The organism is Aeromicrobium changchenzhani (assembly GCF_057586615.1).
Genome location: NZ_CM172480.1, coordinates 917,403 through 937,791 on the forward strand (window position 1 = coordinate 917,403; position 20,389 = coordinate 937,791).

Consider the following 20,389-nt stretch of genomic DNA (forward strand, 5'->3'; position numbering starts at 1 on the left):
GAATTTCCCCAGGCTCAGTGGTCGTAGTCGACCGAGGAATAAGCACGCAGCTTGCCGAGCTGATGCTCGCTGGTGATCTTGCGAATCGTTCCACTGCGTGAACGCATCACGATCGAGTCGGTGTAGGCCTTGCCCGCGCCATAACGGACGCCCTGCATGAGTTCGCCGTCCGTGATGCCCGTCGCGACAAAGAAGCAGTCATCGCCCGTGACCAGATCATCGGTGTAGAGGACGCGGTCGAGGTCGTGACCGGCATCAAGTGCGCGCTGCCGTTCGGCATCGTCGATCGGCCACAGCTTGGTCTGGATCGTTCCACCGATTGCCTTGATCGCACAGGCCGTGATGATGCCTTCGGGGGTGCCGCCGATGCCGGCCAACAGATCGACTCCGGTGTCGGGACGTGCCGCGGTGATGCCCCCGGCCACATCGCCGTCGATGATGAATTTGATTCGTGCTCCGGCGGCCCGGATGTCGTCGACGAGTTGTTGATGGCGTGGACGGTCAAGCACGCATACCGTGACCTCGCTGTTAGAAATGCCTTTGGCCTTGGCCACGAGCGCGATGTTCTGCGCGATCGGGAGGCGAATGTCGACCACGTCGGCAGCTTCGCGACCGGCGATCAACTTTTCCATGTAGAACACGGCAGACGGGTCATACATTGTGCCGCGTGGGGCAACTGCCATGACCGAAACAGCATTGGGCAGGCCCTTGGCGGCCAGCGTCGTGCCGTCGATCGGATCGACCGCGACATCACATTCGGGGCCCGTGCCGTCGCCGACATGCTCGCCGTTGAACAGCATTGGCGCTTCGTCCTTTTCGCCCTCGCCGATGACGACGATGCCATCCATCTGGATCGTGTTGATCAGGGAGCGCATCGCATGGACCGCAACGCCGTCGGCACCGTTCTTATCGCCGCGGCCGACCCACCGGCCGGCGGCCATGGCTCCAGCTTCAGTGACGCGCACGAGATCTAGGGCAAGATTGCGATCGGGCGCTTGGGCGGCTGGCCGGAGGGATTCCATGTGCGCATAGTATCGGGCCGCCACGACCGGCCGGCGATGTCCTAGGAGTTCACCGATACTTTCGTAACACGGGCGGGTCAATTCCCGCTTGGGTCGGTAGGCGAGAATGTCGGCGTGGCAGACAACCGGAATGCATCGCTGGCCGACATGTTGCGCTCGATCATCGTGATCGGTGCGCTGATCCTCGGGCTCGCGGGGCTCGGCTATTGGTTTCAGATTCGTCCCGATGACTCGATTAAGTCAGTCGACTACGCCGCTGCTGCCACCGCCGCTCGTAGCGCTGCAGACTTTCCAGTGCTCGCCCCGGCAGCGCTGCCGAAGGGTTGGAAGGCCACAACGGTGCGATACGACAGCGGAGTCAAGGGACAATGGCATCTTGGTGTCCTGACGGACAAAGACAAATACATCGGGCTCGAGCAATCTTCACTCGGCCGGCAGCGGTCGATCGAGAAATTCGCGCCGGACACAAAGAAGTCCGGAATGGTCACAGCCGCGGGCCACGAATGGGAGCTGCGACGCAGCGAGCGCGGCGAAACCACCCTCGTACGCAGGGAAGGTGACATCACGATCATCGTGACCGGCACGGCGTCGTTGTCGATCATCAAGTCCTATGCGTCGTCCCTCGTCGCGAAGTGACACGGTGTTGAAGTGACACGGTGTTGAAGTGACACGGTGTTGAAGTGACACGGTGTTGAAGTGACAACGGGATCGCTACGGTATTGGTATGACACAGCCGGGACGGCGTTGGCCGCGGAGCGTCTATGGGAGTGGTGTCGAATCTGATCCGCGCCTCTCGCTCGCCAACGAACGCACATTTCTTGCGTGGATCCGTACGACCTTGGCATTACTGGCCGGCGCGGCAGGAGTACACGCCCTAGACCTCAATGTGTCGGCGACGATTGAACGCATCGCGTCGACGATGCTTGCCGCCGCCGGACTGATGTGCGTGGTTCATGCGTGGCGTGGCTGGACAGCGGCCGAACGCGCCTTGCGGCACGGTCGGCCGATGCCGTCCAACTCGGTTGGAATTCTCATCGTGTCGATTATCGCCGCAGCCTCAATTGTGATGATTATCATCGGTGCCCGCGGGTGAGCGAGCCAGTCGCATCCCAGGGGCTTCAGCAAGAACGGACGATGCTGGCGTGGCGGCGCAGTTCACTGTCGCTCCTAGTGTTGGGGCTGATCATCTGCCGGATTGCGCTCCTCGATTCGGTCCCCGTTGCCATCGTAATCAGCAGCGCGACGGCGCTGACCACATTGTGGCGCGGTCACCCTCCGACGCAGTCGATGGAGCGCTCCGTCGCAGGTCGGTCCTGAATTCGAGGTACTGCGAGATGGGGCCTTGCCGGCGTTGTTGGCGCTGGCAGCCGGTGCGTTGTGTCTCGTGGTTCTCGCGTTGAGTCTGCACGCCTGACGCCGCCGGCCTGGCTAGCTCAGCGTGGCGCCATCCGCAGCGCACCATCCATGCGGATGACTTCGCCGTTGAGGTAATCGTGATCGATGATCGAAAGTGCGAGCTGGGCGTACTCATCGGGCCGCGCAAGGCGCTGTGGAAAGGGCACACCGGCGGCCAGTCCGGCCCGGAATTCTTCGGACACTGTTGCGAGCATGGGGGTTTCAACGATGCCCGGCGCGATCGTCATGACCCGGATGCCGTGCTGGGCGAGGTCGCGTGCCGCTGGCAGTGTCAGTGCGACGATTCCGCCCTTGGATGAGGCATATGCCGCCTGTCCAATCTGGCCGTCATATGCGGCGATTGAGGCAGTATTGACTATGACTCCGCGTTGACCGTTGTCATCGGCCTCGGTTGTTGCCATCGCCTCAGCCGCGATCGCAAGCACCGTGAACGTACCGACGAGGTTGATGTTAATGACTTTCGCGAACGTGGCGAGATCGTGGACGCCCTTGCGGCTCAGAATCCGCATCGCCGTGCCGATGCCTGCGCAATTGATGACAGTTCGCAGCGGATTGGCTTCGGCAGCACGTGCCACGGCGGCGCGGACCTGAGTCTCGTCGGTGACATCGGTCGCAAGATAGGTGACGCCATCGATGGCTTCGGCCTTGTCGATTGATGGCTGCAGGTCGAGCGCGAAGACTGAGGCGCCCTTGGCGGCCAGTGCCGCAGCGGTGGCCGCGCCGAGTCCGGAGGCGCCGCCGGTGACGATGGCAGCGGTATTGGCAAGTTGCATCGGGTTTCTCCTAGGAATTGACGAATCAGCGCGCGAGATCGCGGCTGATGACGAGACGTTGAATCTGGTTGGTGCCTTCAAAAATCTGCATGACTTTGGCTTCGCGCATGAAGCGTTCCAGCGGGAAGTCACGGGTGTAGCCGGCGCCACCGAGCACCTGAACCGCGTCCGTGGTGACTTGCATGGCGTTGTCGGTCGCGATCAGTTTGGCGATCGAAGCCTGTCGGGAGAATGGCTTGCCCGCGTCGCGGAGTCGCGCTGCCGCAAGATAGGTGGCGCGCGCTGATTCGACCGCCGCGGACATATCGGCGAGCAGGAAGCCTAGCCCCTGATGGTCGATGATTTTCTTGCCGAACGACGTGCGTTCCTTCGCATAGGCAACCGCGTGATCGAGGGCCCCTTGCGCCAGGCCGGTAGCAACCGCGGCAATGCCCAACCGGCCCGAATCGAGACCGGCGAGCGCAATCGACATACCCTGGCCTTCGGCGCCCAGCAACCGATCGGCGTCGATGCGGACATTGTCGAAGCGCATCGTGGTCGTATGCGATCCGGTCAACCCCATCTTGCCTTCGGGAGGATCGGAAGTTAGACCGTCCGCATCGGCCGGCACCAAGAAGCAGGAGATGCCGCGGCCGCCATCATCAGAGGTCCGTGCCATGACCTTGTAGAAGTCGGCTTGACCGCCGTGTGTGGTCCAAGCCTTCGCGCCGTTGAGCACATAAGAATCGCCGTCGCGTACGGCTTTGGTTCGCATCGCCGCGGGGTCTGAGCCAGCATGAGCCTCGGACAAGCAATAGGCACCGAGGAGCTCGCCCGACAACATGTCTGGCAGCCATTTTTCGCGCTGGTCCGGTGAGCCGAACTCCGCGAGTCCGAAACATGACAACCCGTGCACGCTCACGCCCACGCCGACCGATGCCCACACTGCGCCGATTTCCTCGAGCACCTGTAGATAGACCTCGTATGGCTGAGCGCCACCACCGAATTCTTCGGGATAGGGCAATGACAACAGTCCGGCCCGCCCGAGCGTGCGGAATACCTCGCGCGGGAATGTCTCAGCGCGCTCGGTACTCGCCGCGATCGGCGCGAGCTCCTTGTTGGCCAGATCGCGGGTCAACGCGATCAGATCGTCAGCTTCTGGACTCGGCATCAAGCGTGTTGCAGACATATCTGCACAGTACCAGTCCCAGTACTGAAGTGTTGTCTCTGGTACTGTCGCTCAGCATGGAGCTCGAATCTACAACCCGTCGTGATGTGCTCATCGACGAATTGATCGAGTTGTTCTTGGCCGACGGCTTCAGCCGCTTCCGCGTCGAACAGTTGGCCGCCCACCTGCGCTGTTCCAAATCCACCGTCTACACGATCGCGCCGAGCAAGGAACAAATCGTGACCACCGTGGTCCGGGCATTCTTTCGCCGGGCAACCGAACGGGTTGAAGCCCGAATGATCGACGGTGGATCTCCCGCGCAGCGAATCAGCAATTATCTGGAAGCGATCTCGGCCGAGCTCCAACCTGCGTCGGCGGCGTTCTTCGCCGATTTAGACACCTTCGCTCCGGCGATGGAGATCTACCGTCGTAACACCGAGATCGCTGCCGGACGTGTGCGGGAACTCGTTACCGAAGGTATGGGAGCATTTCGGCTGAACGCGGCGTTTGTCGGCGCGGTCGCTGGCGTGACAATGGAATACATCCACCGTGGACACATCGGGGCCTTGACTGGGCTCGATGATTCCGCGGCCTACCGAGCCTTGGCCGATCTGATCGTGGCCGGGATGATCACACCATCTGCCTGAAAGGCATCACCATGTTCCGCACTCCGTTCACCGAAACATTTGGCATCGAACACCCGATCGTCTGCGGCGGTATGACCGGTCTGGGGACGGCGGAACTGATATCGGCAGTGGCTAATGCCGGCGCATTGGGCTTCCTGACTGCACTGACCCAGCCGTCACCCGAAGCACTGTCGAAGGAAATCGTGCGAACCCGCGAGCTGACCGACAAGCCATTCGGCGTCAACATCACGATTTTGCCCACGATCGATCCGGTGCCATACGACGAATACCGTCAAGCGATCATCGAGGGTGGCGTCAAGATCGTCGAGACCGCGGGCAACAACCCGGCGCCGCATCTGCCGTCGCTGCATGCAGCAGGCATCAAGGTGATCCACAAAGCGACGTCGGTCCGGCACGCATTGTCGGCACAAAAGAAAGGCGTCGACGCGATCAGCATTGACGGCTTCGAATGTGCCGGGCACCCAGGTGAGGATGACGTTCCCGGCCTCGTGCTGATTCCGGCGGCTGCGCGGCAACTTACGATACCGATCATCGCCAGCGGTGGCCTCGCCGATGGCGCGGGCCTAGCTGCTGCGTTGGCGCTCGGTGCCGATGCCATCAACATGGGCACTCGCTTCATGGCAACCGACGAAGCCCCGATCCACCGCAACGTCAAGGAACAAATCGTTGCCAACAGCGAGCGAGACACGCTGATCGTATTCCGGGAGTTCCACAATTCGGCCCGCGTCGTGCGTAACTCGATCTCCGAGGAACTACTGGAGATTTCCAGTCGGCCAGGGGCAAAATTTGAAGACATCGCGCACCTTGCCTCCGGCCAGCGTGGTCGCTCCGAGGTGCTCGACAAGGGGAATATGGAAGACGGTATGTGGTGGGCTGGCCAGGCACAGGGTCTGATCCACGACATCGACAGTTGCGAGAACGTGATCAACACGATTCTTCGCGATGCCGCCGACATCATTGACCGACGCCTCCCGGCGATGCGTAACGCCTGAAGCGTCCGGTCGGGAACTACTCGGTCGGGGACTACTCGGTCGGGGTATGGGTTGCCGATGCCTCGGCCAGTCGGGCGCGAGCACCATCGAGCCAACGCTGGCAGATCGCTGCGAGCGCTTCGCCGCGCTCCCACAGCGTCAAAGATTCCTCGAGGCTCGTGCCGCCCGTCTCGAGCTTCTGGACGACCTGGATGAGCTCATCTCGAGCCTGCTCATAGGGCATGTCCTGCAGGTCCACCGTGGTCTTTGCTGATGCTGTGGGCTTTGCTGATTCGGTCACGAGGGTTCTCCTTGATCGGGATGTACGGACAGGGTGCGGACATCGATGTGTCCGTCGGCCAGACGCACGGTGAAGGGGACGTCGGGGGCGAGCTGGCCGACTGATGTCAGCACGCCGCCGCCGGGTAGTTGCCCGACGCTGTAGCCGCGAGCCATCGTGGCTAGCGGCGACAATCCACGCACGCGCGCCAAGTGGTGCCCGACCTCGTCGTGGGCACGCTCGAGCCGGTTGCGTAGGGATCGTCGCGCGCGTTCGCGGGAATCGATGATCAGGTCGGCTTGAACGTCGATCAAGGTCGACGGATTGGCCAGAACAGGGCGTGATCGTATTGCGGCGAGGCCATGTGATTCGCGCTCAACCAGGCTACGTATTGCCATGGCGGCACGCTCACGGAACTGAGCGACGCCAGCGAGCTCCTCGCGGACATCGGGAACGATCCGTTTGGCTGCATCAGTTGGTGTCGAAGCGCGCAGATCGGCAACCAAATCGAGGATCGGGGTGTCGGGCTCGTGACCGATCGCGCTGACCACCGGGGTCGAGCAGGCATAAACAGCACGGATCAAGGCCTCATCGGAAAAGGGCAACAAGTCCTCGACCGAACCGCCACCGCGTGCGATCACAATCACCTCGACGTCAGGGTCGGCGTCAAGCACTCGTACGCCCTCGATCACGGCAAGGGCGGAATCATTGCCTTGCATCAATGCGTAGTGAACGCGGAAGTCAACATCAGGCCAGCGCAGTCGGGCATTTTCGAGAACATCGCGTTCGGCCGCAGATGCGCGCCCGGTGATGAGGCCGATCGCGCGCGGGAGCAGCGGGAGCTTCTTTTTGAGGGCCGGATCGAACAATCCCTCGGCGGCGAGCAGTTGCCGCCGGCGCTCGAGCCGGGCGAGTAGTTCGCCCTCGCCGACCGGACGGATCTCGCGGGCATCGAGCGAGAAGGCGCCATTGGGGGCGTAGAACGTGGGTTTGGCATGGAACACGATGCGCGCGCCCTCGGCGATCGGAATCGGCGACGCATCGAGCACGGAGCGGTGGCACTTGACGTTCATCGAGAATTTCGCCTCGAGATCTCGCACCGTGAGAAAGCAGATGCCGGCGCGTCGATTGAGCTGCGCGATCTCGCCCTCGACCCAGATAGCGCCGAGTTTGTTGATGTAGCCGCCAACCAGCTGGGAAATTTGACGCAGTGGTGCCGGGGATTCGGGTGAGGTCTCCAAAGCCATACCGACAACCTAACCGTGAACCACTGACAGTCGTGGTGCGCACGCCGATCCGGTGACGGTTACCAGGCGTCGATGTAGCCACGACGTGGCTTGGAATCCCGGTCGGTCCGGTGGTGGGCGAAGGCGGCCGTGATCCAGGCGCGGGTGTCTGCCGGATCGATGACGTCATCGAGTTCGAACATCATCGCGCCGTTGACGGCCTTGCCGCGTTCATAGTGTTCGGCGACCAATTCGGCATACCGTCGCGCGCGCTCATCTGCATCGGTGATGGCTTCGAGTTCCTTGGAATAGCCCAGCCGTACGGCACCTTCGAGCCCCATCGGGCCGATCTCGCCGGTCGGCCAGGCGATCGTCGCAGTCGTTTCACGGAAGCCGCCTGCGGCCATGGCCTGCGCGCCGAGACCGTAGCCCTTGCGCAGGACGACGGTGATCACCGGGACGCTCAGATGCGAGCCGATGATGAATAGTCGGCTGAAATGTCGCACCGTCGCGGTTTGCTCCGCGTCCGGCCCGACCATGAATCCGGGGGTGTCACACAGCGAGATGACCGGCAAACCGTGCGCATCGCACAACTGCAGGAAGCGCGCCATCTTATCGGCGGCATCCGCATCGATCGCGCCGCCGAGATGGGCGGGATTGTTGGCCACGAGACCCATGGGGCGACCTTCGACACGGACCAATGCGGTGATGGCGCCGATACCGAAGTCCCGACGGAGTTCGAGCACGGAGTCCACATCGGCGAGGCCGGTGATGACGCTGCGGACGTCATACACCCGCAACCGATTCGCCGGGATGATGTGTCGTAAGGCGCGCTGGTCGGCCTGCGTCCACTCGGTCCGGGCGCCTTGGAAATAAGAGAGATAACGCTTGGCCGTGGCGACCGCAGCACCATCTGAGTCGACGAGTATGTCGATGACGCCATTGGGGGCCTGCATCGACATGGGGCCGATCTGCTCGGGTGCGAAGGTACCCAATCCGCCGCCTTCGATCATGGCGGGTCCGGCCATGCCCAGAGTTGAATCGGCCGTCGCGATGATGACGTCACAGCAACCGAGCAACGCGGCGTTGCCAGCGAAGCAGCGGCCATTCAGAATGCCGACCGTTGGGACTGAGCCGCTGAGCGCACCCATCAGTCCGAACGTTGAGGTGTCGAGCGCCGAGGACATAATGTTCGCCAAATCGGTATCGCCGGGCCGGCCGCCACCGCCCTCGGCGAAGAACACGACTGGTGTCGACTTCTGTGCGGCGAGGCGGAGCATCCGGTCGGTCTTCTTGTGGTTGAAATAGCCCTGGGTGCCCGCGAGGACCATGTAGTCATACGCCAACACGACACATTCGGTGTTTTCGTCGTGGCTGGCCCCGTTGATGCGGGCGAGGCCGGTAACAAGCCCGTCGGCAGGCGTTTTGGCCAAGAGGTCATCGAGGTTGCGCCGGCCACGCTGAGCGGCGACTGGAAGCGCGCCGTACTCGATGAATGATCCCGGATCGCAGAGATCGGCCAAATTCTCCCGCGCGGTTCGATGCCCAGATCGATGCCGCTTGGCCACCGCCTCCGGCCGGGATTCGTCGAGCGTCGCGTCATGCCGCCGGCGTGTGTCGGCCAGATCGGGACGTATGTGATCGAGATCGAGATCCGCCTCGATGAGTTCGTCGGCGGTCGCTCCGGTGGATTGAAGCCGCACCAGGAACTGGCCGGCCAAGACATTGTCACCGGGTGCAACCTCGACTGACACCACGATGCCGGGAGCGCTCGCGGTCACCGGGTGCTCCATTTTCATGGCTTCAAGCACGACGAGCGTCGTGCGTGGCGAGACTGCATCGCCTGGTTCGACCTCGACCGCGACGACGACGCCGGCGAGCGGTGCCGTGAGTTGCTGGACGCCGTCTGAGGGGGTGTCGGTGGTCGTGGCGATCGCCTGATCGACGAGGTCCGGATGCTCAGTCAGGAAAGCGGTCGTTGCCATGCCGGTGATGAAGTCGGGATGAGTCAGTACTGCGCGCAGCAGGTCGAGCGACGTGGCAACTCCATCAATGTCGAACTCGTCGAGCGCCTGGTCGGCGGCGACAGTAGCCAACTCGAAACTCGGTGCGCGGACGATGACCTTGGCCAACAGGGAATCAAAGCTGCCGTCGACCACCAAACCTGCTTCGCCATGACTGTCGACCCGAATATCTGCGCCGGTCGGCGCTGCGAAGCGGCCAATTATTCCAGTGGCCGGGATGGCGCGGCCATGGGCTCCAAGAGTTTCAGTGTTGACACGACACTGAATCGCGACCACCGACGGAGCGACAATTGAACTTTGTTCGAGTCCCAGATCCGTGAGGCGTTCGCCCGCCGCGATGCGAAGTTGGGTGGTGACGAGATCGATATCGTATGCCTGCTCGGTCACCGTGTGTTCGACCTGAAGCCGCGGGTTGACCTCAATAAAGACGTAGCGAAGTGTGTCCTGCTGCAGGCTGTCGGCATCGACGAGAAATTCGACGGTGGCTAGGCCGGAATGGCCGATCGACTCAGTCAGCCCGACCGCTGCCGCGCATAAGGTCGCGCGCTGTTCGTCGTTCAGAATCGGGCTCGGCGCCCACTCAATCAATTTTTGATGTTGCCGTTGGATGCTGCATTCGCGCTCACCGATGTGGACCACCGATCCGCTGCCGTCGCCGATGATCTGCACCTCGATGTGCTTGGCGCGGGGGAGCAGCGCCTCAACATAGACATCGTCGCGGCCGAATGATCGGCGTGCTTCGGAGCGGCAACGTTCATAAGCGCTGTCGAGGTCCTGTGGATCGACGACTTCGCGCATACCGCGACCGCCGCCGCCAGCGGTTGCCTTGATCATTACCCCGGCAGGGTTGTTGGCGAGGAAGTCTCGGGCCGTGGCCAGATCGGTCGGTGCCGGCGTCGCGTCGAGAACCGGCACGCCCACCTCACGCGCCCATTCGTGTGCCCGATGCTTATCCCCGAACAATTCCAAGACGGCCGGTGACGGGCCGACGAAGCCAAGACCGGCAGCCACGCAGGCGGCGGCGAAGGCTGGATCTTCACTTAGAAAGCCGTAGCCGGGGTGGATGAATTGGCAGCCAGTCTGGAGCGCGGCACCAATCAACGCGTCAATGTCGAGATAGCCCTGTACTCCGCTGCCGGGGAGCAGGACCGCTTCGTCGGCCAGACGTACGTGCATCGCAGCGGCGTCCTCGTGAACATGGACGGCGACGCTCTGCCAGCCGAGCGCCGCGGCGGCCCGTTCGATACGTACGGCGATCTCGCCTCGGTTGGCAATCAGAAGTTTCACGCGGGCCCACAGTTCTCATTGACGTTGGTTCTCATTGACGTTGGTGTCAATATCTTACGGCCGTTGGCACTCGTGTCAATCAGTATGCTTTCGAGCGTGAGCAACAAAGGATGGGCCGTGCGCGAGGCCGTCGACCGCGAGAGTTCTGAGCGTCGTCGGCAATTGCTCGATGCCGCTCGCTCAGTGTTCGAGCTGCAAGGTTTCGGCACCGCGACGATCAGCGACATCACCCGGATTGCTGGCGTGAGTCGGGCGACGTTCTACGTCTATTTCGCCTCCAAAGCGCAGGTTTTCGCGGTCTTAGCCGAGCAGGTGCGAGCCGACTATCTGAAAGCGCAAGAGATCGCGCCGGCCGATGAGAACGACGTCATTGCGGTGCTTTGCGCCACGATCGGGTCGACTCTCGATGTCACGGTCAAAAACTTCGCGCTCATGACCGTCCTTGATCATCAGGCCATCGCTGATCCCGGCATCAAGCAGCTCTGGGGCGGTATTCGCCGGCAGACCGTGCTGCGCACTGCGCGCTACCTCGAGCGCTGCGTCGACTGCGGCCTCATCGACTTGACCTCGAGCGCTGAATCCGTCGCGATGATGGGGGCCGGGATGAATGAGATGTTTGCGCCGGGGGTTGCCGACGGTGTGGTGTCCCGTGATATCGCGGTTGTCGAGATGTTGGGCATCTTCTGCAAAGTGATTGGCCTCCCGGCGCCGGTGTGATCCCTCCAACGTCGGGGGCTTCGCAGACCCGTATCGCCTATCATTGGGGTATGGGTACTGAAGTCTCTCTCGGCATGCCGGCAATCGCCGACGGCACCGTCCTGCTTGCGGCCCCGCGCGGCTACTGCGCTGGCGTCGACCGCGCTGTCATCACGGTCGAGAAGGCGCTCGACCTGTATGGCACGCCGGTCTATGTGCGCAAGCAAATCGTCCACAACAAGCACGTCGTGGCAAATCTCGAAGAACGTGGTGCGATCTTCGTCGAGGAACTCGATGAGGTGCCCGAGGGATCAACTGTCGTCTTCTCGGCCCACGGTGTGTCACCCGCGGTCCACGATGAAGCCGAAACCCGCCACCTGAAGACAATCGACGCAACGTGCCCTCTGGTCACCAAGGTCCACCACGAGGCACGTCGCTTCGCCAGCGAGGACTACCAAATCTTGCTTATCGGCCACGAAGGCCATGAAGAGGTCGAGGGCACAGCTGGTGAAGCGCCCGAGCACATCACCTTGGTTCAGCATCCTGAGGATGTTGCCGCGCTGAGCTTTCCCGAGGGCACGAAACTGTCGTGGCTCTCGCAGACGACGCTCAGTGTCGACGAAACAATGGAGACAGTCGACCGGCTCCGGGAGAAATTCCCGCAGCTGCAGGACCCGCCGAGTGATGACATCTGTTACGCGACCCAGAACCGGCAGTTGGCAGTCAAGGAGATCTCGCGTGACTGCGATCTGCTGATTGTCGTCGGCTCGGCCAACTCGTCCAACTCCGTACGTCTGGTCGAAGTTGCCCTAGAGGCCGGGGCCAAGGCGTCCTATCGCGTTGATGATGTCACCGAGATCGACGAAGCATGGCTCGACGGTGTCGTAAACGTCAGCGTCACCTCGGGCGCCTCGGTGCCGGACAACTTGGTCGAAGAAGTGCTGGCCTATCTGGTTGAGCGCGGCTACCCCTCGGCCAAGGCAGTCAAAACTGCCGAGGAGAGCCTGATTTTCGCGCTACCGCCGGAGTTACGCCGTGACATGAAGGCAGCCGCCGCACTCGGTTGAATCGGCACCGACGATAAAGCGTCGTCAAAGGCACTTCGGTGGGCCGCACCAGGGGACAGGATGATGCTGTGGATACTGCGCTGACCCTTGTGCTCATGCTGACCATCGTCGTCGCTGTGCGAGCGCTGTCGGAGCGGCTGCACCTGTCCACCCCGCTTGTTCTCGTCGCCATCGGCGCGATCCTGTCCTACCTCTCGTTCGCGCCTAACTATGAATTGACACCCGAACTTGTCCTGGTGGGCCTGTTGCCCCCGTTGTTGTATGCCGCGGCGCTCCGGACCTCGCTGATCGACTTTCAGCAAAATCGTCGCCCGATCCTGCTGCTGAGTGTCGGGCTGGTCATTGTGACCGCATTCGGCGTCGGGTTGCTGATGTGGTGGTTGCTGCCGATTCGATTCGCTGCTGCACTTGCGCTCGGTGCCGTGGTCGCGCCGCCTGACGCGGTTGCGGCCAGTGCGATCGCTCGGCGAATCGGCCTGCCAAGACGTGTCGTCACGATTCTTGAGGGCGAGAGTCTGGTCAACGACGCAACTGCCATCGTCACGCTGCGGACGGCGATCCTCGCGATCTCCGGATCGGTCTCGGTCTGGGAAGTGGGCGGGAGCTTTTTGGTCTCCGCGGTCGGCGGCGGCTTGATCGGTATGCTCGTGGCCGCCGTCGTCGGCCGGATCCGTTACTACATCAAGGACGACCTGAGCGATGTCGCGGTGTCCCTCTTGACCCCGTGGGTCGCCTACATTCCCGCCGAAGAATTGCAACTCCCCGGGATCGATGGGCACGCGTCGGGCGTACTCGCTGTTGTCGTGGCAGGTCTCATTCTTGGACACAAGTCCCCGGTCATTCAGTCGGCCTCGTCACGCATGTTCGAACGCACCAATTGGGCGACGATCTCCTTTCTGCTGGAGAACGCGGTCTTCCTGCTGATCGGTATGCAAGTGCGCTCGATCCTGATCGACCTGCAGGCAAGTGATCTGTCGAACGCCGTGATTATCAGTGCCCTGCTAGCGGCACTCGGTGGCGTCATCGTGCTGCGCATCGCGTGGGTGTTTCCGGCGACCTACCTGCCACACCTGCTTCATCGATCCGGGGATGTCGAACCGCCACCGCCGTGGCAGATCACTTTCATCGTTTCGTGGGCCGGCATGCGCGGCGTTGTGACCCTCGCTGCGGTATTCCTGATCCCATCGAACACGCCACATCGCGAAGTTTTCGTGGGGATAGCGCTATTCGTTACGGCTGGCACGCTGCTCGTGCAGGGCTTGACGCTGCCACTTCTGGTCCGCTGGCTCGGCGTCCACGGCCCGGACCGCCATGAGGATCACCTTGAGGAGGCCACGGTCTATGAGGCCGCGTCATCGGCCGGTATGGCGTGGTTGGACGATCAGGAAATATCCGATGCGTTGGCCGAGCAGCTCCGGGAGCATTCGAAGAATCGCACGAATGCGGTGTGGGAGCGTCTTGGCGGTCGTGAGACTCCGAGTGCTCAGTATTCGCGTGCGCGAGCGTCAATGTTGTCGATCGAGCGTGCGGAAGTCCTACGGATCCGTGACCGAGGAACGGTTGATCAAACGGTGCTTAAACGGGTTCTCGATGCGCTCGACATCGAGGAGTCAATTCTCGGGCGCCTCAATGAGGACGAGACGACGGCGGATCGTGAAGTCGATTTGCGTCCTGGAGCGCAAGGCGACTGCGAACACCTTCGAGAGCCGGTCGAGCTGCCGCGGCCGCGCACCCCGCAGGGGTGTGAGGAGTGTCTGCGCGACGGGACCGAATGGGTTCACCTGCGGCTCTGCCTGACCTGTGGACATGTCGGCTGCTGTGATTCGTCGTCGGGGCAGCACGCGTCCAAGCACTTCGACGAGACCAGCCATCCGGTCCTGCGCAGTTTTGAGCCAGGCGAGGCCTGGCGCTGGTGTTTCGTAGACCAACTGACCGGCTAGCTGGTTGAGTGCCTAGCTGGTTGCGTGCGCTGCGGCCTTATCAGGGTCAGTGACGATGCGCACGGCGATGACGACGAGCGCAAGCAGGTGCCCAACGACAAGCGCCGTGGCGTTGTTGATGATGCCGGCAATCAGCCGTTGCATGACACCATCAGAGGCAGCGAGGCCGTTGGCCTGAATCGAGTCCGGCAGGACGATCGCCAACACGAGAATTGCGCCAATCATCAACAGCGGCGGCATGATCCCCGGTGCAAACAGCGAACGGACTTCGACTGCGAGTGGTGTGGTCACCGCAATCAAGATAAAGCCGACCGAGAATAGGCTGCCGAGCCGGCCATCAGGAATGACATCAAGGATGGCCACGAGCGCCATCGCGACACTGGCAAGCGTCACGGCCTGGCGAGTGCCGAGATCGACGCGCGACATCGCGACCGGGCTGCGTGTCGACGTCATGGACATATTCATGACGTTAACTCATCGGTGAGCTCTGGCGCGGTAAGTGGGCGGGGAGTCTTGTCAATGATTCTGGGCGATTCAACCACCTCATCGCCGACGTTCAGGTCGGCGAAGCGACGAGCGGTGACCAACAGTCGGGTCTCAAGTGATCCGACAACATCGTTGTAGCCCGATACGGCACCTGATAGTGCCCTGCCGAGACCGTCGACGTGGCCAGCGACCGTGCCGATGCGCTCATACATTTCACGCGCGATTGACTGGATTTCCCGTGCGTTGTCAGCCAATCGCTCTTGGGTCCAGGCGTAGGCCACGGTCCGCAACAGGGCGATCAACGTGGTGGGGCTGGCTAAAACCACCTTCTTTTGCGCGGCATATTCCAGCAGCGTCGGCTCGGTCTCCAACGCCTGCGACAAGAATGCCTCGCCGGGTACGAAGAGGACGACGAACTCGGGCGCACGGTCGAATTGGCGCCAATAGGTTTTGGCCGCGAGTTGGTCGATGTGGGTGCGTAGTTGACGTACATGGCGACGTAGATGGGCGGCGCGTTCTTCGTCATCATCGGCCTGGACCGCATCAAGGTAGGCGTCGAGTGGAACTTTGGAGTCGACCACGACCTGTTTGTCGCCGGCCAATCGGACGATCATGTCGGGTCGGAGCAGTGCGTCCTCGCCGTCACGCACGCTCACCTGCAGGTCGAAATCACAACGATCAATCATGCCAGCCAGCTCGGCGGTGCGCTTGAGGTGCATTTCGCCCCAACGGCCACGGACCTGCGGGCGACGCAGCGCCGTCGCCAGTGACGAGGTTTCTTTGCGCAGCGAATCGTTGGTCTGGCGCACGGCATCGACCTGCTCGCGCAATTGGGTATGCCACTCGATCCGGCTTGCCTCGAGTTGTTGGAGTCGTTCGGTGAAACGGTCCAGGCTCTCACGCACGGGTGCGACCGCGTTTGTTGTTGCCGTCGTCGAGAGGCTGAGGTCGCGTGCGGAGGCCGCGGGGGAGCGGCGAGCGCCGAGATTCAGCCCGATCGCGAGGCCAGCGACGAGGGCGAGAAGTGCGGTCAACAGGAGAGGGAAGGCGTCCATAGCTCCATCGTGGACCTGAGCACCGACAGTTTCATACGATGTGGGGATGGAATCGATAGTGACCGAGCGGCTGACGATGCGAGCGTTCGTGCCCGACGATGCCGACTTCTTGTTCGAGATGTTCTGCCGGCCGGAGGTCGCGCGGTGGAGCGGTCAGGGCATACCGATGGCCCACCGCGATGAGGCCGTCGCACGAATTGCCCGCAATCCGGGACGAAGCGGGGATCGTCGGGGCGCGGGGATATTCCTTGTCGAGGCACTCGCTTCGGCTGCACCGCTGGGGATGGTGATGTTGGTGCCGATTCCGAACAGCGCAGGGATTGACCGTCAGGACATGGAAATCGGTTGGCATTTCCATCCGGACGCTTGGGGCTTTGGCTTTGCTACTGAGGCCGCCCAGGCGATGGCGGACCGTGCTTTTGCGGCTGGAATTGAGGAACTTTATGCCGTGACCGACCCGCTCAACGAGCCATCGCAGGCGGTATGTCAGCGCTTGGGCATGACCGACCTCGGACTGAAAACGGATTGGTACGACTGCGAACTCCGGGCGTTTCGACTCGACCGACCGTGACCCCGTAGAATGGCCGCTTGTGGCCCTTTCTATCGGAATCGTCGGACTCCCCAATGCGGGCAAGTCGACGCTCTTCAACGCACTGACCAAGAACGACGTCCTCGCGGCGAATTATCCGTTCGCGACGATTGAACCCAATGTGGGTGTTGTTGGCGTCCCCGATGCTCGGCTGGCCAAACTCGCCGAGGTGTTTGGCTCGACCAAATTGCTGCCAGCGACGGTGCAGTTCGTCGACATCGCCGGTATCGTTCGCGGTGCTTCCGAAGGCGAGGGTCTGGGCAATAAGTTCCTCTCGCACATCCGTGAATCCAATGCGATCTGCCAGGTCACCCGGGTGTTTCGCGATGAGGATGTCACGCACGTCGACGGCAAGGTTTCGCCAGCCGATGACATCGAGACGATCGCCACGGAGTTGATCTTGGCCGATCTCCAAACGATCGAGAACGCGCTGCCGCGACTCGACAAGGAGTCGCGCAAGGACAAGGCGCTGGTACCCGTACTCGAAGCAGTCAAGGCAGCTCAGACCGTACTTGAAGCGGGTCAGGGTGCGTTCAACGCTGGCCTCGACATGGAGCATCTCAAAGACTTGCATTTGTTGTCGGCCAAGCCGTTGCTGTTCGTGTTCAACTGTGACACCGATGAGTTGGGTGACGAAGAGCTCAAGACACGTATGCGTGACCTGGTTGCTCCGGCCGAAGCTATCTTCCTTGACGCGAAATCCGAAGCCGAGTTGGTTGAGCTCGGTGACGATGAAGACGCCGAAGCGATGCGGGCCGAAATGCTCGCCGACATGGGTGTTGAAGAGCCGGGCCTTGATGCCTTGGCCCGGGTCGGCTTCGACACGCTCGGTCTGCAGACCTACCTCACCGCCGGTCCGAAAGAGACCCGCGCCTGGACGATCCCCAAGGGTGCCACGGCGCCCGAGGCGGCTGGCGTCATCCATACCGACTTCCAGCGCGGCTTCATCAAGGCCGAGATCGTGTCCTTCGATGACCTGATCGAGGCTGGCACGATGAATGCCGCTAAATCAGTCGGCAAAGTTCGTATGGAGGGCAAGGACTACGTCATGCAAGATGGCGACGTGGTCGAGTTCCGCTTCAACGTGTGAATCGGCGCGTTTGCACAGTTCAGAGCGTTATGAAGGGCCAGCGGTCCGCAACTAGTCCGCAACAATTTTAGGACAAGGTGCCCCGAAGGTCGTTAATCGAGCGGTCAAGCTGGTGGTGCATTCGCGATCGGCCAGCGGCTCGCGAACCCTGCTCCTGGCGGTCGAGATTTCGCTATTCGAGCCCGGGGAGAGCCAGTCGACGTCCGCCACCGCGGTGTCGGTGGCGGTCCGAGGTTGTCGATATCTTGTTCGGATGTTGTCTGCCCTACTCCCGGGTGTTCGTGAGTTTCGCACGCCATTGGTGACAGGGCTGCTGTGAGCTGCGTCGCTGTGGTTGCTGCCGGGATCGAAGATTTTGAATAGTCGGTCAACAGATGAGTTCATCGAGGGGATCGGTCTGAGCGAGTTGCCGACGAGTGTGTGGTTGGGCGTTACTGCGTTGCTGGCGTACCTCGTCGGGAGCCTTCTGGTGGTCAGGGTGTCCCCTTCGGAGAGCGCGGCGTACGATTCCGGTTCTGGCTTCAGCGAATGATCGAACGGCTGGAAGAGAACCGCGCGCCGGAGCGCCTGCAGCACCAGATCGTCTGGCGCCTCTGGCGAAAACGGGAGATTGGCTGCCGGGGAGAATGCTCTGCACCTGGGCACGGGGCGAAGATCCTTACGCTCAGATCGACTATTAGTTCCAGAATGAGTTCCAAGCCGAGCTTCAGAACGGCCGAGTCCCTGTCATGCGGTCGTTTCTCGGTGGCGGTATGAGCCCGACAGGGTTTGGAGGTTTCTGCGACACCCGGACCTCTACGCAGAGATCGATCGACTCAAGGTCGAGGGTGAGTTGCGCTTGTCGATCTTCTGGCCACTGTCACTTTTGGTCATCCTGCTCGCTTGGGCTTGGTCACCCTTCGTGCTTCCGATTCTCATGCTGCCGCTGCCTGTCCCATAACGCAGACAGGCGGGAGCACGAGGCGCCACGGGCGAAACGCTCGGGGAGAAAGTCCCATCACAGGGCGTGTTCTTCCAGCCCACGATTCTGACCGGAATGGAACCCACAAACCCGACCTACTACCAGGAGTTCTTCGGCCCGGTCTCAATTGTCATCCGCGCTAAGGACGAGGCCGAGGCTATCGCCGTCGCCAACGACTCCCCATTCGAGTTGGGCGGATCAGTGTTTACCAAGGACACCGTGCGCAGCGAGAAAGTGGCACGGCAGATCGACACAGGGATGGTCTACGTGAACCACCCGACAATGGTGAAGGCCGACATCCCCTTCGGAGGAGTGAAGCACTCCGGATACGGTCACGAGCTGACCAACCTTGGCATCCAGGAGTTCATCAACAAGAAAGTCATTGACGTCGTCGACATCAACGCTGCATTCTGAGTGCAGATACGCCAGCATGCCCGCGGATCGCTCCACAGTAGTTTGGGGAGCGATCCCCGTTCGCGGGAAGCAGACCAGAGGGAGCCACAATGACTGAAATGCACGCGTGGGTTTCGAACCTCGCCGACCACTCGATGACGCTGCTCAGCGTGCCGGTTCCGCAGCCAGAATCAGACGAGGTTCTGGTTCGGGTGCTCGCCTGCGGTGTATGCCGCACCGACCTGCATGTGGTCGACGGCGAACTCCCGGTCCACCACCACGGGGTCATCCCCGGCCATCAGGTTGTCGGGGAGGTAACGGAAATTGGGGCCGGTGTGACAACACTGGCGCCCGGCGACCTTGTCGGCGCGGCGTGGCTTCGTCGCACCTGCGGTGCCTGTGAGTGGTGTCGTTCCGGGAGAGAGAACCTCTGCCCAGACTCCACCTACACGGGCTGGGATGCCGACGGTGGCTATGCGGAGTATCTGACGGTCCCGGCCGCGTTCGCGTACCCGCTGCCCGCTGGCACGGACCCTGTCGCAACAGCGCCACTGCTCTGTGCGGGGATCATCGGTTACCGCGCCCTTCAGCGCGCTGCCCTGCCACCCGGCGGGAATCTGGGGCTTTACGGGTTCGGCTCCAGCGCTCACCTGACCGCCCAGATTGCACAGGCTGAAGGCGCCAGAATCTTCGCGATCACCCGTGGAACCGCGAACCAACAACTCGCGCGCAGTTTGGGCGTCGCCTTCGTTGGCGGGCAGGATGCCGTTCCCGAGGAGCCATTGGACTCCGCGATCATCTTTGCGCCAGTGGGCGACATGGTCCCGCAGGCCCTTTCCGCGACGAAGCCCGGTGGCACGGTTGTTTCGGCGGGAATCCACATGTCGGATATCCCGGCAATGAACTACACCGACGAACTCTTCAACGAACGCGACCTCAGAACGGTGACCGCGAACACACGGGCCGACGGTGCAGCATTTCTTCGGATCGCACGCAACCTTGGCCTGTCTCCCGAGGTGACGACCTACCCCTTCAGCAAGGTTGATGAGGCGCTCAATGACTTGCGCGAAGGAAAAGCATCAGGGTCGCTCGTCATCGCTATGTCGTGACCGGCTCAGTTGTGGGAGGTGTGCACCACGAACCGAATCGTCGCCGGTAGTTCACCAGATGAAGCAGGGCTCTTATTACCTGCGGCGGAATCAGCCACCCCCACCTGAAGCAAGAAGAGCCCGTCTTGGCCTGCGGCGGTGCGACGAAATCCGACGCCATCAGGGAGCTTTTGTCGAGTCTGACGAGCCGGAAAAGTCTTGCACCCGCCC

At 62.0% G+C, this 20,389-nt stretch carries 19 protein-coding genes and 1 pseudogene; 12 read left to right on the top strand and 8 right to left on the bottom strand.

What is annotated here, in order from left to right:
* Positions 1-14 precede the first annotated feature (14 nt).
* A complete protein-coding gene (glpX, locus tag AC2YB9_RS04675; RefSeq protein ID WP_487267595.1) occupies positions 15-1,022 on the bottom strand; it encodes a class II fructose-bisphosphatase in 1,008 nt (335 codons plus the stop codon).
* A 114-nt stretch (positions 1,023-1,136) separates the two neighbouring features.
* Here glpX and AC2YB9_RS04680 point away from each other — a divergent pair, with 114 nt between their 5' ends.
* The 3 genes from AC2YB9_RS04680 (at position 1,137) to AC2YB9_RS04690 (ending at position 2,339) form a co-directional block, all read left to right on the top strand.
* A complete protein-coding gene (locus tag AC2YB9_RS04680; RefSeq protein ID WP_487267596.1) occupies positions 1,137-1,658 on the top strand; it encodes a DUF4245 domain-containing protein in 522 nt (173 codons plus the stop codon).
* Between the two features lie 88 nt (positions 1,659-1,746).
* Complete coding sequence (locus AC2YB9_RS04685) at positions 1,747-2,115, top strand: YidH family protein (protein ID WP_487267597.1); 369 nt, start codon at positions 1,747-1,749, stop codon at positions 2,113-2,115.
* A complete protein-coding gene (locus AC2YB9_RS04690; RefSeq protein WP_487267598.1) occupies positions 2,112-2,339 on the top strand; it encodes a DUF202 domain-containing protein in 228 nt (75 codons plus the stop codon). The genes AC2YB9_RS04685 and AC2YB9_RS04690 overlap by 4 nt, the downstream gene beginning before the upstream one ends.
* Before the next feature lie 116 nt (positions 2,340-2,455).
* On the opposite strand, the gene AC2YB9_RS04695 is transcribed toward AC2YB9_RS04690, so the two are convergent.
* The gene (locus AC2YB9_RS04695) at positions 2,456-3,211 is read right to left on the bottom strand and encodes an SDR family NAD(P)-dependent oxidoreductase (protein WP_487267599.1); all 756 of its coding nucleotides are present in this window, start codon (positions 3,209-3,211) and stop codon (positions 2,456-2,458) included.
* 25 nt (positions 3,212-3,236) lie between these two features.
* The gene (locus tag AC2YB9_RS04700) at positions 3,237-4,379 is read right to left on the bottom strand and encodes an acyl-CoA dehydrogenase family protein (protein WP_487267600.1); all 1,143 of its coding nucleotides are present in this window, start codon (positions 4,377-4,379) and stop codon (positions 3,237-3,239) included.
* A gap of 56 nt (positions 4,380-4,435) precedes the next feature.
* Between AC2YB9_RS04700 and AC2YB9_RS04705 the strand changes: the two genes are divergently transcribed.
* Together AC2YB9_RS04705 and AC2YB9_RS04710 are read left to right on the top strand one after the other, a co-directional pair.
* Positions 4,436-5,005: a TetR/AcrR family transcriptional regulator gene (locus AC2YB9_RS04705; RefSeq protein WP_487267601.1), complete on the top strand. Its 570-nt coding sequence runs from the start codon at positions 4,436-4,438 to the stop codon at positions 5,003-5,005.
* A gap of 11 nt (positions 5,006-5,016) precedes the next feature.
* Entirely contained in the window at positions 5,017-5,997 is a 981-nt protein-coding gene (locus AC2YB9_RS04710; protein ID WP_487267602.1) for an NAD(P)H-dependent flavin oxidoreductase, read from the top strand.
* Positions 5,998-6,028: 31 nt separating this feature from the next.
* Here the strand turns inward: AC2YB9_RS04710 and AC2YB9_RS04715 are convergent, their stop codons facing one another.
* Genes AC2YB9_RS04715 through AC2YB9_RS04725 form a run of 3 tightly spaced genes read right to left on the bottom strand, consistent with a single transcriptional unit; the run spans position 6,029 to position 10,793 of the window.
* Entirely contained in the window at positions 6,029-6,277 is a 249-nt protein-coding gene (locus AC2YB9_RS04715) for an exodeoxyribonuclease VII small subunit (protein ID WP_487267603.1), read from the bottom strand.
* Complete coding sequence (gene xseA / locus AC2YB9_RS04720; protein ID WP_487267604.1) at positions 6,274-7,503, bottom strand: exodeoxyribonuclease VII large subunit; 1,230 nt, start codon at positions 7,501-7,503, stop codon at positions 6,274-6,276. Before xseA ends, AC2YB9_RS04715 begins: the two co-directional genes overlap by 4 nt.
* A 59-nt stretch (positions 7,504-7,562) precedes the next feature.
* A complete protein-coding gene (locus tag AC2YB9_RS04725) occupies positions 7,563-10,793 on the bottom strand; it encodes a carboxyl transferase domain-containing protein (RefSeq protein WP_487267605.1) in 3,231 nt (1,076 codons plus the stop codon).
* Positions 10,794-10,889: 96 nt separating this feature from the next.
* Here AC2YB9_RS04725 and AC2YB9_RS04730 point away from each other — a divergent pair, with 96 nt between their 5' ends.
* From AC2YB9_RS04730 to AC2YB9_RS04740, 3 genes are all read left to right on the top strand, one after another.
* Positions 10,890-11,510, top strand: coding sequence for a TetR/AcrR family transcriptional regulator (locus AC2YB9_RS04730; protein ID WP_487267606.1), 621 nt, complete (start codon positions 10,890-10,892; stop codon positions 11,508-11,510).
* A 50-nt stretch (positions 11,511-11,560) separates the two neighbouring features.
* Entirely contained in the window at positions 11,561-12,556 is a 996-nt protein-coding gene (locus AC2YB9_RS04735) for a 4-hydroxy-3-methylbut-2-enyl diphosphate reductase (RefSeq protein ID WP_487267607.1), read from the top strand.
* A 68-nt stretch (positions 12,557-12,624) separates the two neighbouring features.
* The gene (locus AC2YB9_RS04740) at positions 12,625-14,496 is read left to right on the top strand and encodes a Na+/H+ antiporter (RefSeq protein ID WP_487267608.1); all 1,872 of its coding nucleotides are present in this window, start codon (positions 12,625-12,627) and stop codon (positions 14,494-14,496) included.
* A gap of 12 nt (positions 14,497-14,508) precedes the next feature.
* Here the strand turns inward: AC2YB9_RS04740 and AC2YB9_RS04745 are convergent, their stop codons facing one another.
* Both AC2YB9_RS04745 and AC2YB9_RS04750 read right to left on the bottom strand, forming a co-directional pair.
* Positions 14,509-14,949 (bottom strand): DUF6542 domain-containing protein, encoded by a 441-nt coding sequence (locus AC2YB9_RS04745; protein WP_487267609.1) that lies wholly within the window; start codon positions 14,947-14,949, stop codon positions 14,509-14,511.
* An 8-nt stretch (positions 14,950-14,957) separates the two neighbouring features.
* On the bottom strand, positions 14,958-16,037 hold the full coding sequence (locus AC2YB9_RS04750; RefSeq protein ID WP_487267610.1) for a DNA recombination protein RmuC: 1,080 nt from the start codon (positions 16,035-16,037) through the stop codon (positions 14,958-14,960).
* A gap of 46 nt (positions 16,038-16,083) precedes the next feature.
* Between AC2YB9_RS04750 and AC2YB9_RS04755 the strand changes: the two genes are divergently transcribed.
* The 4 genes and pseudogenes from AC2YB9_RS04755 to AC2YB9_RS04770 all read left to right on the top strand — a co-directional run bounded on the left by AC2YB9_RS04755 (position 16,084) and on the right by AC2YB9_RS04770 (position 20,179).
* Positions 16,084-16,608 carry a GNAT family N-acetyltransferase gene (locus AC2YB9_RS04755; protein ID WP_487267611.1) on the top strand — a complete coding sequence of 175 codons (525 nt, stop codon included), beginning with the start codon at positions 16,084-16,086 and terminating at the stop codon, positions 16,606-16,608.
* A 19-nt stretch (positions 16,609-16,627) separates the two neighbouring features.
* Positions 16,628-17,716 (top strand): redox-regulated ATPase YchF, encoded by a 1,089-nt coding sequence (gene ychF, locus AC2YB9_RS04760; protein ID WP_487267612.1) that lies wholly within the window; start codon positions 16,628-16,630, stop codon positions 17,714-17,716.
* Positions 17,717-18,674: 958 nt separating this feature from the next.
* A pseudogene (locus AC2YB9_RS04765) lies at positions 18,675-19,091 on the top strand (aldehyde dehydrogenase family protein); the annotation flags it as partial.
* Positions 19,092-19,180: 89 nt separating this feature from the next.
* Positions 19,181-20,179: a zinc-dependent alcohol dehydrogenase family protein gene (locus AC2YB9_RS04770; protein ID WP_487267613.1), complete on the top strand. Its 999-nt coding sequence runs from the start codon at positions 19,181-19,183 to the stop codon at positions 20,177-20,179.
* Positions 20,180-20,389: the final 210 nt, after the last annotated feature.